General features: G+C 65.1%; 10 protein-coding genes and 1 pseudogene. 5 read left to right on the top strand and 6 right to left on the bottom strand.

The window, feature by feature from the left end; all coding sequences use genetic code 11:
- Positions 1-62: 62 nt before the first annotated feature.
- Positions 63-1,979: a sigma-54-dependent Fis family transcriptional regulator gene (locus E3U47_RS07830; protein ID WP_134690506.1), complete on the bottom strand. Its 1,917-nt coding sequence runs from the start codon at positions 1,977-1,979 to the stop codon at positions 63-65.
- A 155-nt stretch (positions 1,980-2,134) separates the two neighbouring features.
- A complete protein-coding gene (locus E3U47_RS07825; protein WP_134690504.1) occupies positions 2,135-3,037 on the bottom strand; it encodes a helix-turn-helix domain-containing protein in 903 nt (300 codons plus the stop codon).
- 163 nt (positions 3,038-3,200) lie between these two features.
- Between E3U47_RS07825 and E3U47_RS07820 the strand changes: the two genes are divergently transcribed.
- From E3U47_RS07820 to E3U47_RS07810, 3 genes are all read left to right on the top strand, one after another.
- Positions 3,201-4,559, top strand: coding sequence for a glutamine synthetase family protein (locus E3U47_RS07820; protein ID WP_134690502.1), 1,359 nt, complete (start codon positions 3,201-3,203; stop codon positions 4,557-4,559).
- A gap of 132 nt (positions 4,560-4,691) precedes the next feature.
- Positions 4,692-5,780, top strand: coding sequence for a polyamine ABC transporter substrate-binding protein (locus tag E3U47_RS07815; RefSeq protein WP_134690500.1), 1,089 nt, complete (start codon positions 4,692-4,694; stop codon positions 5,778-5,780).
- 13 nt (positions 5,781-5,793) lie between these two features.
- Complete coding sequence (locus E3U47_RS07810; RefSeq protein ID WP_134690498.1) at positions 5,794-7,089, top strand: FAD-binding oxidoreductase; 1,296 nt, start codon at positions 5,794-5,796, stop codon at positions 7,087-7,089.
- A 10-nt stretch (positions 7,090-7,099) separates the two neighbouring features.
- Here the strand turns inward: E3U47_RS07810 and E3U47_RS07805 are convergent, their stop codons facing one another.
- Together E3U47_RS07805 and E3U47_RS07800 are read right to left on the bottom strand one after the other, a co-directional pair.
- A complete protein-coding gene (locus E3U47_RS07805) occupies positions 7,100-7,405 on the bottom strand; it encodes a DNA-binding transcriptional regulator (protein WP_046855774.1) in 306 nt (101 codons plus the stop codon).
- Positions 7,386-7,776, bottom strand: a pseudogene (locus E3U47_RS07800) (type II toxin-antitoxin system RelE/ParE family toxin). The gene E3U47_RS07805 and the pseudogene E3U47_RS07800 overlap by 20 nt, the downstream one beginning before the upstream one ends.
- Before the next feature lie 178 nt (positions 7,777-7,954).
- Between E3U47_RS07800 and E3U47_RS07795 the strand changes: the two are divergent.
- Complete coding sequence (locus E3U47_RS07795) at positions 7,955-8,632, top strand: DUF3313 domain-containing protein (RefSeq protein ID WP_134690496.1); 678 nt, start codon at positions 7,955-7,957, stop codon at positions 8,630-8,632.
- Between the two features lie 100 nt (positions 8,633-8,732).
- Here the strand turns inward: E3U47_RS07795 and E3U47_RS07790 are convergent, their stop codons facing one another.
- Both E3U47_RS07790 and E3U47_RS07785 read right to left on the bottom strand, forming a co-directional pair.
- The gene (locus E3U47_RS07790) at positions 8,733-10,007 is read right to left on the bottom strand and encodes a serine/threonine transporter (protein WP_256660252.1); all 1,275 of its coding nucleotides are present in this window, start codon (positions 10,005-10,007) and stop codon (positions 8,733-8,735) included.
- A gap of 192 nt (positions 10,008-10,199) precedes the next feature.
- A complete protein-coding gene (locus E3U47_RS07785) occupies positions 10,200-11,576 on the bottom strand; it encodes an L-serine ammonia-lyase (RefSeq protein WP_134690492.1) in 1,377 nt (458 codons plus the stop codon).
- Positions 11,577-11,722: 146 nt separating this feature from the next.
- On the opposite strand from E3U47_RS07785, the gene E3U47_RS07780 reads away from it, so the two are divergent.
- Positions 11,723-12,658, top strand: a complete 936-nt coding sequence (locus E3U47_RS07780) for a LysR substrate-binding domain-containing protein (RefSeq protein ID WP_134690490.1) — start codon at positions 11,723-11,725, stop codon at positions 12,656-12,658.
- Positions 12,659-12,974 lie beyond the last annotated feature (316 nt).

Below are 12,974 nucleotides of genomic sequence, written 5' to 3'. Positions count from 1 at the left end.
TCAAGTGCACCTGTAGGCGCCAGCCTTGCTGGCGCACCACACGAGAGCAGGCGCCCGGTGGCTCAGCCGGGCAGCTGCTTGAGCTTGCGGTACAGCGTCGCCCGGCTGATGCCCAGGGCCCCGGCGGCGGCCGAGACATTGCCCTGGTGCCGGGCCAGGGCGGCGCGGATCAACTCCATTTCGTTGTCGCGCAGGCTGCCGGAGGGCGCCGCCTCACTGGCCAGCTCGTCGAGCAGGCAATCGGTGAGGTGACCGAGGGTCAGCACCTGTTCATCGACCTCGCGCATGGCCAGGGCGGTGCGTAGGACCATCTCCAACTGGCGGATGTTGCCTGGCCAGTCGAAACCGTCGAGCAACGCGGTCAATGGCGGGTCGAGGCTCACGCCACGGCCGCCAGACTTATCCAGCAAGCCCCGGACGATCGCCGCCAGGTCCTCGCGTTCGCGCAAGGCCGGCAGGCGCAGTGATACACCGTTGACCCGGTAGTACAGGTCTTCGCGAAAACGCTGCTCGGCCACCAGGCGCTTGAGGTCGCGGTGGGTGGCGCAGATCAGCGCGACGTCGATGTCTTGTTCGTCACCGGCGCCCAGCGGCGCGACCCGGCGCTCCTGCAGCACACGCAACAGGCGGGCCTGCAGGGCCAGTGGCATGTCGCCGATCTCGTCGAGGAACAACGTACCACCATGGGCCTGCAGCAACCGCCCGACCATGCCGCCCCGCCGCGCCCCGGTGAAGGCGCCGTCGCGATAGCCGAACAGTTCCGACTCGATCAAACCTTCGGGGATCGCCGCACAGTTGACCGCCACGAACGGCTTGTCGGCGCGCGGCCCGGCCTGGTGCAGGGCGCGGGCGGTGACTTCCTTGCCGGTGCCGGTCTCGCCCAGCAGCAACACCGGCAATCCACTGGCAAGGCCTTGGCGGGCCATGCGCAAGGCCCGGGCCAGACGCGTGTCGCCACCGGCCAGAGCCTCGAGGGCCTGGGCCTTGGCCGTCGACGTCGACCGGGGCGGCGCCACCGCGCCCTTGAGCGCCGTTTGCCGCGGCAGTTGCAGGGCACGGAAGAAGAATTCGCCGCGGGCGGTCTGCGCACTGCTCACCCCGCCCTGCCACAGACGGGCGATGAATGCTGGCGAGCGTTCGCCCAGCAGGTCACTGGCATGCTGACCGAGCAGGGCCTGGCGGCTTGTCCGCAGCAGTTGGCAGGCATTGTCGTTGGCGGCCAGCACCTCGCCGTCCAGGCTCAACGCCAGCAAGCCCTGCCAGGCGCTGGCCAGGTACTGCGGGCGGCTATGGAAGGCCAGCACCAGGTGCTCGGCCTGTTGCAGCGCGAACAACCGGTTCTCGATCTGCCCGGCGGCCAGCAGCAGCGTCGACAGGCTGTCCTGGGGCTGGGCCATGACGCCCTCGCGCGTCACGTCGAGCACGCCGACCACCTCGCCTTGCGGGTCGCGAAGTGGCACCGAGGTGCAGGAGAACGGGCTGAGCCGGTCGAGGTAGTGCTCGCCGCAGTTGATCAGGGTCGGTTGGCCTTCGACCACCGCCGTGCCAATGGCGTTGGTGCCGCGCAGCGCCTCGCTCCAGCAACTGCCTGGGTGCAGGTCGCGCAGGCCCTCGCGGGCCAGCACCTGCTTCTGGCCCTCGATGGCCAGCACATTGGCCTGGGCATCGCCGAGAATGACGATGCCGCTCTTGCCCTGGCGCTTGACCAGGTAATCCAGCTCCGGGGTGACGGCATCGATGAGCTGGCGGTTGTGCTCCAGCAGCGTACGCAGGTCCAGGCCCTGGTCGGTGCCAAGGCCCACCTGCTCGCCTTGCAGGCAGTCCAGACCATGGCTGAGGCTGCGCCGCCAGGAGGCGTCGATCTCGTCACGCAGCATGCCCGAGGGCAGCTCGCCTTCATTGGCCAGTTTCAAACGCACCAGGCGCGATTGCTGCAGGGGGTCGCTGGCGTTGGGGGTCGAGGTGTTGGGTCGCGCCATTGGCATGCTCCTGCGGTGTCTCGTGGGGACGAGGCATCGGATTTTTCGGCAGTGTGCGTCAGAAATGGCTTGGCGTCATCTGCTGTTGGCGTTGAGAGGGATCTACCGTTAGATACTCGGCGCCTATGCGACCGAGCACCGGCTCCCCCCGCGCGTCAAAACCCGCGGGGCCGTCGCAGCGTCTCGCTCGGCAACTCGCGAAACAGCTGCCGATAACTCTCGGAAAACCGCCCCAGGTGCCAGAACGACCAACGCATGGCCACTTCGGCTACCGTCACGCCGTCTTCGCGCAGCAGATCGCGCCGCGCGCCATTGAGCCTGCGCAAACGCAGCCAGTGCGCCGGCGGCAAGCCGGTGAAGGCCTTGAACGCCTGCTGCAACTGGCGCAACGAGACCCCGGCAACCCGGGCCAGCTCCAGCAGGTTGAGGGTTTCCTCCGGGCAATCGGCGGCCCATTCGCTGACTCGGCGCATGATCGCCCGTTCCTCGTCGCGCCGCCCCAGGGCCTGGCCTTGCAGGCGCTGGCCGGCGTTGTCGAGGATGAACAGGCAGTCCTCCAGCAGTTGCTCGGCCAGCACCCGCCCCTCCAGCGGGCGCTCAGCCTGCCCCAGGCGCGTCAGCGTGGCGCTCAGCCAGTTGCCGAACAGGGCGTTCTGCTGGCAGCTCAGCGGCACCATGAACAGCCCGCGCAAGCGCTCCAGGTCCAGGCCATGGCTGGCCAGGAACGGCTGTTCGAACACCACCGCCACCTCCTGGTAGTTCTCCGGGGTGATCCAGATATTGCGGCTGTCTTCGTTGAGCAGGTACAGGCTGTTCTCGCTGCGGTCGAAGCAGAACGCCAAGGCACCACTCGGCGCCCGGAAAAACTGCTCGACCCGGGTGTTCAGGCGCTCTTCGTAGACCTCCACGCCCTCCAGCTCGAGCCAGCGCAACTGCCCGTTGAAATGCCCCGGGGACATCTGCCGGTACTGCTGCTGCCAACCTGGGGTGGCGCGGATCTGCTCGGTCACATCGGTGGTCCGTAAATCCTGGACCTGCAAGGCGGTTGGCGTATTCACGCACGGTCCTATTGCACTCTTTTGGTGCATTAAACAGCGAAGAAAGTGGATAGATCGCCCCGCGGGGCTGCGCCCAAGATAGCCCTCAGCGTCACCTGTGGGAAGTGCCCCACGGCACAGCGCGCCTTGCGTCCCACCACAACAACCCAACCAAGAGGTCTGTATGAACGCCCCCTTCGATCAGCTGTCCACCTGGCTGAAAGAACACCGGATCACCGAAGTCGAATGCGTGATCAGCGACCTGACCGGCATCGCCCGCGGCAAGATCGCCCCGACCGCCAAGTTCCTCCACGAGCGCGGCATGCGCCTGCCTGAAAGCGTGCTGCTGCAGACCGTCACCGGCGACTACGTCGATGACGACATCTACTACAGCCTGCTCGACGCCGCCGACATCGACATGGTCTGCCGCCCCGACCCCACGGCGGTATACCAGATCCCCTGGGCCATCGAACCGACCGCCATCGTCATCCACGACACCTTCGACAAACAGGGCAAGCCCATCGAGCTGTCGCCGCGCAACGTCCTGAAAAAAGTGCTCAAGCTTTACGCCGACAAGGGTTGGCAGCCGATCGTCGCGCCGGAGATGGAGTTCTACCTGACCCAGCGCTGCGAAGACCCGGACCTGCCGCTGCAAGTGCCAATGGGCCGTTCGGGCCGCGCCGAAAGTGGTCGCCAGTCGTTCTCCATCGACGCGGCCAACGAATTCGACCCACTGTTCGAAGACGTCTACGACTGGTGCGAACTGCAAGGCCTGGACCTGGATACGCTGATCCACGAAGACGGCCCGGCGCAGATGGAGATCAACTTCCGCCACGGCGATGCCCTGGACCTGGCCGACCAGATCACCGTATTCAAACGCACGATGCGCGAGGCGGCGCTCAAGCACAATGTCGCCGCCACCTTCATGGCCAAGCCGATCACCGACGAACCGGGCAGCGCCATGCACCTGCACCAGAGCGTGATCGACATCGCCAGTGGCAAGCCTATCTTCGCCAACGAAGACGGCAGCATGAGCGAATTGTTCCTGCACCACATCGGTGGCCTGCAGAAGTACATCCCCAAGCTGCTGCCGATGTTCGCGCCGAACGTCAATTCGTTCCGCCGCTTCCTGCCCGACACTTCGGCGCCGGTGAACGTCGAGTGGGGCGAGGAAAACCGCACCGCCGGGCTGCGCGTGCCAACCTCCAGCCCCGAGGCCATGCGCGTGGAAAACCGCCTGCCGGGCGCCGACGCCAACCCCTACCTGGCCATCGCCGCGAGCCTGTTGTGCGGTTACATCGGCATGGTCGAACGACTCGAGCCGAGCGCCCCGGTGCAAGGTCGCGCCTACGAGCGGCGCAACCTGCGCCTGCCGATCACCATCGAGGACGCCTTGCAACACATGGAGGACTGCGAGGTGGTGCGCCAGTACCTGGGCCAGCAATTCGTCCAGGGCTACGTGGCGGTCAAGCGTGCCGAGCACGAAAACTTCAAGCGCGTGATCAGTTCGTGGGAGCGGGAGTTCCTGCTGCTCAGCGTCTGATCAATTACACACCTTGTGGGAGCGGGCTTGCCCCGCGACGAGACCTTCAACCCGATCGCGGGGCAAGCCGGCTCCCACGACGTCCCAACACCGAACCATCACGACCCAGAACAAGACCAACGAGGTGTCGACATGCGTCATCCACAAGCCCTGCTTCCCGCAACCTTCGCCCTGCTGTTCGGCGCCAGCGTCCAGGCCCAGCCGACGGTGAGCGTTTACAACTGGACCGACTATATCGGCGAGACGACCCTCGCCGACTTCCAAGCCAGCAGCGGCATCAAGGTGGTCTACGACGTGTTCGACTCCAACGAGACCCTGGAGGGCAAGCTGCTGGCCGGGCGCACCGGCTACGACGTGGTGGTGCCCTCCAACCATTTCCTCGCCCGCCAGGCCCAGGCTGGCGCGTTCCTGCCCCTGGACCGCAGCAAGTTGCCGAATTGGCGGCACCTGGATCCGAAACTGCTCAAGCAACTGGAGCAGAACGACCCTGGCAACCAGTACGCCGTGCCCTACCTGTGGGGTACCAACGGCATTGGCTACAACGTCGACAAGGTCAAGGCCGTGCTGGGTATCGACAAGGTCGACTCCTGGGCCGTGCTGTTCGAGCCGGACAACCTGAAGAAGCTCAAGCAGTGCGGCGTGGCGTTCATGGACTCTCCCGACGAACTGTTCCCGGCCATGCTCAACTACCTGGGCATGGACCCACGCAGCGAGAAGTCCGACGACTACAAGAAGGCCGAGGCCCGCCTGCTGGAGCTGCGCCCGTACATCACCTACTTCCACTCCTCCAAGTACGTCTCGGACCTGGCCAACGGCGATGTCTGCGTGGCCTTCGGCTACTCCGGCGACGTGTTCCAGGCCAGCCATCGCGCCGAGGAAGCCGGCAACGGCGTCAAGGTCGCCTACAGCATTCCCAAGGAGGGCAGCAACCTGTGGTTCGACCTGCTGGCCATCCCCAAGGATGCCAAGAACGCCGACCAGGCCTTGGCCTTCATCAACTATCTGCTCGAACCGAAGGTGATCGCCAAGGTCAGCGCCACGGTCGGCTACGCCAACGCCAACCCGGATGCCAAGGCCGACATGGCCCCGGCGCTGGTCGACAACCCCGAGATCTACCCGCCCCAGGAGGTGCTGGACAAGCTGTATGTCTCGACCATGCCCAGCCCCGGGATCCTGCGGCAGATGACCCGCTCCTGGAGCAAGATCAAGTCCAACCGCTGAGCCGAGCCCGCCCATGCCACAGATGAATGAACACACCGCGTCCTACTACGCCGCCAGCGCGCGTCAGGGCACGACCTACCCCACGCTGGACCAGGACCTGCAGGTCGATGTCTGCGTGGTCGGCGGCGGCCTGACCGGGGTCAACACCGCCCTGGAGCTGGCCGAGCGCGGCCTCTCGGTGATCCTGCTGGAGGCCCGCCGCATCGGTTGGGGCGCCAGCGGGCGCAATGGCGGGCAACTGATCCGCGGCATCGGCCATGACGTCTCGGGCTTTGCCCGGCACGTCGGCCAGGAGGGCGTGCGTTACCTCAAGCAGGCCGGCATCGACTCGGTGGCGCTGGTCGCCCGCCGTATCGCGCAATATGGCATCGACTGCGACCTGCGCTGGGGGTTCTGCGAGCTGGCCAACACTCCTGCCCAGTTCGCCGCATTCGAGGACGAGCAACGCGACCTCGCCGACCTGGACTATCCGCATGAGACCCACCTGGTCGGCCCCGAGCGCATGCACGAGATCGTCGCCAGCGACCTGTACGCCGGTGGCCTGGTCGACATGGGCTCGGGCCATCTGCACCCGCTCGACCTGGTCCAGGGCGAAGCCCACGCCGCCCATGGCCTGGGGGTGCGCATCTTCGAGCAAAGCCCGGTACTGCGCATCGAACAAGGCAGTACGGTCACCCTGCACACCGCCCGCGGCAAGGTGCGCGCGCAGAGCCTGGTACTCGGCTGCAACGCCCACCTCGACGAACTGGAGCCACGCTTGACTGGCAAGGTGCTGCCGGCGGGCAGCTACGTGGTGGCGACCGAGCCACTGCCCGAAGGCCTGGCGCGCACGCTGATCCCGCAGAACATGGCGCTATGCGACCAGAAAGTGGGCCTGGACTACTACCGCCTGACCGCCGACAACCGCCTGCTGTTCGGGGGCGCCTGCCACTATTCCGGACGCGACCCCAAGGACATCGGCGCCTACATGCGGCCCAAGGTGCTCAAGGTGTTCCCGCAACTGGCCGAGGTACGTCTGGACTACCAGTGGGGCGGCATGATCGGCATCACCGCCAACCGCTTCCCCCAGGTCGGCCGGCTCAGCCAGCACCCCAACGTGTTCTATGCCCAGGGCTACTCCGGGCATGGCCTGAACGTCACCCACTGGACGGCGAAACTGCTCGCCGAAGCCATCGCCACCGAGCAAAGCCATGGCTTCGATGTGTTCCGCGCGGTGCCGCACCTGACCTTCCCCGGCGGCAAGGCACTGCGCTCGCCGCTGCTGGCGCTGGGAATGCTGTGGTACCGCTTGCGCGAGACACTGGGCTGACGGCCCACCGTCAAAGAATGGCCTGCAGCCCCTTGTCGGCAATGATGTTCAGCAGCTTCAAGGCCGGCCCGGCCGGGCGTGTTTCGCCCTGCTCCCATTTGCGCACTGTCGATGCGCTGGTGTGCAGGTGCAGGGCGAACACCGGTTGGCTGAAGTTAAGGGCTTCACGCAGGTGGCGGATGTCCTGGGCAGTGAACGCTCGCACCGGAGCCGGGCAGATCGCCTCGAAGTCCCTCAGCGTGACCTTGCCGACAGCACCGGCCTGCTCCAGGGCCGACAGGTCGGCACGCAACGACTCAATGAGTTTGCTGGTCACAGTGGACCTCCATCAATACCCCACAGCCCAATGCCCAATGCCTTGGCCAGGGCGTGGGGTGATAATTCCAGAAATACCTTGCCGGTAAACTGCAGGGCCTTTTGCTCGGCCGGCGTGACATTGGCCAGGTCGCTTTTGGCAAATCCATGCAGGAACACATATCGATCGCCTATACGAGCCGACAGTAGCGTGCGGTAACCACCTCGCTTGCCACTGCAAAGGCCAGCAATGCGCTTCTTGAACAATAAACCGCCAAGACTCGCGTCAAACAACCCACTCTGCATTTCTGCAACTGCCCGGCAGAGCAGGTGGTCCGGCAAGCACTCCCTGGCTTGCCAGCGGGCAAACTCCCTACGCTTGTAGACATCCATGATCAACACTCGAAACATACCCGTAAAGGGCATACTTTTCCACTATCAGTGACGAATGGATAGTCAGCTCAATCAGGTTGATCAGTAGGAAACGGCAACCGTCGACACCCGAACGCTGGCCTTCGGCCCACCACCTGCTAGCGTTGTTCTGGCCCCTTCCCTCATGGACCTCGTCATCATGAAGCACCTGCCTCGCACCACCCTGCTGTGCGCTGCTTTGTTGGCCCTGGTTGCCTGCTCCAGCAACCGTGTCGATCCCAAGGACTATTCCGGGTTTCTCAAGGACTACAGTCGCCTGAAGCCGGCCGAAAGCGTCTCCGGCGCGCCGGTGATGCGCTGGATCGACCCGGACGTGAAGGCCAGCCAGTACACCAAGGTGTTCATCGAACCGAGCCAGTTCTATCCCAAGCCCCAGCCCACCGACGTGATCTCGGCGCAGACCCTGCAAGAAATCACCCGCTACTTCAACGATGCGATGCGCCGGGAGCTGGGCAGCGTGCTGACCCTGGTCAAGACCCCCGGGCCGAATACCATCGTGGTGCGCCCGGCGATCACCGCCGTGTCCACCAGCACGGAAGGCCTAAAACCTTATGAAGTGATCCCTATCGCACTGGTCGCCGCCGCGGTCAACACCGCCGCCGGTGGCCGCGACCAGCAAGTCGACATCGCCGTGGAAGCGGCTTTCCTCGACGCTGCCAGCCAGAAGGTCGTGGCCCAGGTGGTGCGCAAAGGCAGCGGCAAGGAACTGGAGAACAAGACCACCCAGTTGACCCTGAACGACGTCAAACCGGTGCTCGATGGCTGGGCTAGCGACATGCGCCGCAGCTTCGTGGCCCTGCGACAGAAAGCCAAGTGAGGGTGCACAGCGCCTGAGCGGTGAAACCCGCGCGGGACAAACTCACCCCACGTCCGGATCATGACGTCGGGGCGAGTTTGTCCCGCGATGCTTTAGCGCCTCAGGCGATGAAACTGTAGAAAATCGCCGACAGCGTGATCAGGCCGATCAGCACCACGAACACATTCGACAGCCGCCCCGAATACTGGCGCAGCGCCGGCACCCGGTGCACGGCGTACATCGGCATCAGGAACAACAGGCAGGCGATCACTGGGCCGCCCAGGCTCTCGATCAGCCCAAGGATGCTCGGGTTCAGGGTCGCCACCGCCCAGCAGGTCAGCACCATGAACAGCGCCGTGACGCGCTCCAGGCGCTTGGCCGGCCAGGCTTTGCCACGCCCGCGCAGACTCTTGACGATCATGCCCTGGAAGCCTTCGCTGGCACCGATGTAGTGGCCCAGGAACGACTTGGTGATCGCCACCAGGGCGATCAGCGGCGCGACGAAAGCGATCACCGGGGTCTGGAAGTGGTTGGCCAGGTACGACAGAATCGAGATGTTCTGCGCCTTGGCCGCGGCCAGGTCGCCGGGACTCAGGGCCAGCACGCAACTGAAGCAGAAGAACATCACCGTCAGCACCATCATCACGTGGGCGGTGGCCAGGGTGCGGCCGCTCTTGCGGTCGGCATCGCCACCGTAGCGGTGCTTCTGGTCGACGGCGAAGGCCGAGATGATCGGTGAGTGGTTGAACGAGAACACCATCACCGGAATCGCCAGCCACAGGGTCAGCAGCAGTTTCGAGGCGCTCAAGCCCTCGTTGGCCTGGGCGAAGAAGGCGCCATTCCAGTTGGGGATCAGGCTCAGGGCCAGCAACAGCAGCGAGGCGACGAAGGGATAGACCAGCACGCTCATGGCCTTGACGATGATCTGCTGGCCACAGCGCACCACGATCATAAGCCCGCAGATCAGCAGCAACGCGAGCAAGGCCCGGGGCGGCGGCTCGATGTGCAACTGATGCTCGAAGAAGCTGGTCAGGGTATTGGTCAGCGCAACGCTGTAAACCAGCAAGATCGGGAAGATGGCAAAGAAGTACAGCAAGGTGATCAGCTTGCCGGCACCCGTGCCGAAGTGCTCTTCGACCACCTCGGTGATGTCTTCGTTGCCGCCCTTGCGCCCGGACAGCACGAAGCGGGTCAGGGCGCGGTGGGCGAAGAAGGTCATCGGGAAGGCCAGCAGTGCCAGGATCAGCAATGGCCAGAAACCACCAACCCCGGCGTTGATCGGCAGGAACAGGGTGCCGGCGCCGATGGCCGTGCCATACAGGCCCAGGGCCCAGGTGGTGTCGTGACGGTTCCAGGTGGTCGAGCCCGCAGCCGGGGCAGCAGAATCCGCACGCATGCGCGTGGTGCTTTGTACATCAGTCATGGGTATCGCCTTGTAGTTGTTTTTGTCGCAGGTACAGCGGGTATTGCAGGTTCATTCAGGTTTGCGGGGCACTGCGAGGGAGCAGGCTAGCCCCGCGATGGGTTTGCCATCGCCGGGCAAGTCGCATCGGCGCACCGCCGCTCCCATGCAGTCAGCGCGTGTTTTTCAGCACTCGACGAAAGCGACGGCCAGGCCGCCGCGGGAGGTTTCCTTGTAGTTGGCATGCATGTCGGCACCAGTGTCGCGCATGGTGCGGATTACCCGGTCCAGGGAAATGAAGTGCTCGCCATCGCCGCGCAGGGCCATCTGCACGGCATTGATCGCCTTCACCGCGGCGATCGCGTTGCGCTCGATGCAGGGAATCTGCACCAGGCCACCGACCGGGTCGCAGGTCAGCCCCAGGTTGTGCTCCAGGGCGATCTCGGCGGCGTTCTCCAGTTGCGGCGCGGTGGCGCCCAGCACCTCGGCCAAGCCGGCGGCGGCCATCGAGCAGGCCGAACCGACCTCGCCCTGGCAACCGACTTCGGCACCGGAAATCGAGGCGTTCTTCTTGCACAGGATGCCCACCGCGGCGGCGGCCAGCAGGAACGCCACCACGTCGTCGTCGCAGGCACCGGGATTGAACTTCATGTAGTAATGCAGCACCGCCGGGATGATCCCTGCCGCACCGTTGGTGGGCGCGGTGACCATGCGCCCGCCAGCGGCGTTCTCTTCATTGACCGCCAGGGCGAACAAGTTGACCCACTCCATGGCGCTGAGGGTCGAGCCGATCACGTTGGGCTTGCCCAGTTCCTGCAAGCTGCGGTGCAGGCGCGCGGCACGGCGCTTGACCTTGAGCCCACCGGGCAGGATGCCCTCGTTGCGCAGGCCGTTACTGACGCACTCGCCCATCGCCGCCCAGATCTTCAGCAGCCCTTCGCGCACTTCGCTTTCTGGCCGCCAGGCGCATTCGTTGGCCAGCATCAGCTGGCTGACGCTGAGGTTGTGGGCCTTGCACAGGGCCAGCAGTTCGGCACCGCTGGAAAACTCGTAAGGCAGCTCGACCTGCCCACCCCCACCCTGCGGCGCCTCGATCTCGCTAGCCTCGACAATAAAACCGCCACCGACCGAATAATAGGTCTGGCTGAACAGGCTGGCCTGGCCGGCGAAGCTTTCGACGGTCATGGCATTGGGATGGTAGGCCAGATTCTCGTCGAGCAGGCGCATGTCGCGGGCATACTGGAATTCGACTGGATGGCTGCCATCGAGCAGCAGGCAGTTTTCCTGCATCAGTTGGTCGATGCGTGGCTCGATGCTCTGCGGGTCGATACGGTCGGGCCACTGGCCCATCAACCCCAGCAGGCACGCGCGGTCGGTGGCATGCCCCACGCCAGTGGCCGACAGCGAGCCATACAGGCGCACCTCGACCCGCGTCACCTGGGCCAGCAGGCCTTGTTCACGCAGGGCCTGGGCGAAGGTCGCGGTGGCGCGCATCGGGCCGACGGTGTGGGAGCTGGACGGGCCGATGCCAATCTTGAAAAGGTCGAAAACACTGATAGCCATGCTAATGCCTGACCATGACGCACAACAGAAACACGCCATGGCTCTCTGAAAAAATTGAACGGTATTACAAAGTTGCGCGATACTGCCGCGCTCAGGTCGGCTTGACCAACGAAACTTCCTACACAAGCCTTTAGCAGGACTAAACGATGAAAGGGCCGCTCAATGGCCAGGTGTTCGTCTGGCTGCATGTGTTTTCCTGCGCCGCGCGGCACCTGTCGTTCACCCGCTGCGCCGAGGAACTGCACATCACTCCCGGCGCGGTCAGCCAGCAGATGCGCCAGCTCGAGGAGCGCCTGGGCTTTCGCCTGTTCCTGCGTCGTGCCCGTGGGGTCGAGCTGTCGGCCGAGGGGCAGCGTCTGGCCCAGACCGTGGCCGAGGCCTACGGCAGCATCGAAGCCGAACTGCTGCGCCTGGATGCTGGCGAAATCCGCGGTACCCTGCGCCTGCGCTCGATCCCCTCGTTCCTGGCCAAATGGCTGACGCCGCGCCTGCCGCGCTTCCAGCAGCGCTACCCGGACATCGAACTGCGCCTGGTGGCCGAGGACAGCAACCAGGCCCTGCATCCGCAGGACTTCGACCTGGCCATCGACCTCAACGACGGCAGCTACCCGGGCATGCTCTCCACTCCGCTGCTGGACGAGCAGATCTTCCCGGTCTGCTCCCCGGCACTATTGCGTGGCCGCCCGCCGCTGCATGGCCCGGCCGACCTGGCCCACTATCCGCTGCTGCACGACATCACTGCCTGGCGCGGCAGCTCGGAGTACGCGGAATGGGAGTTTTACCTCGACGGTATCGGTGCCGCCGGGCTGGACGTGCGGCGTGGACATACGTTCAACCGCAACCACCTGACCATCGAGGCGGCCATTGCCGGCATCGGCGTGGCCATCGCCCGGCGCACGCTGCTCAACGACGAGCTCGAGCGTGGCGCCTTGATCGTGCCGTTCGGCGTGCCGATCGCCAACCACAAGCGCTATGTGCTGCTGTACCCGCCGGGTGGGTTGAACCAGCCAGGCGCACGGGCGGTGCATGACTGGCTGGTGGAGGAAGCGCAAGGTTTCAGATCGATGTGGGAACGAGGCTGACGGCTGATGGCGGCCGTTGCCGTTGCCGTTGCCGTTGCCGTTGCCGTTGCCGTTGCCGTTGCCGTTGCCGATCAAAAGGCTAGCGCCAACCCCAGCGAGCGACAGCTGCGCCAGTGCAAGCGCCGCTCGTAACTTCGCGACTTCAGGAGGCCGAACGCAGGCCTTGCGCAGGGAGGTGACGGGCATGGATGCCCGTCAAGCGCTGGGGCCCAGGATGGGCCCTACAGCGCGGTCCTCCCGGGAGCAAGGCCGGAGTGAGGGAACCCCGGAGCGAAGCGCAGGGGCCGGATGAATGGAGCGCACGGTTTTTGGTTCC

It is taken from the genome of Pseudomonas sp. RIT623 (genome assembly GCF_004519305.1).
Lineage (GTDB): Bacteria > Pseudomonadota > Gammaproteobacteria > Pseudomonadales > Pseudomonadaceae > Aquipseudomonas.
This window is presented reverse-complemented; position numbering and strand designations above follow the sequence as displayed.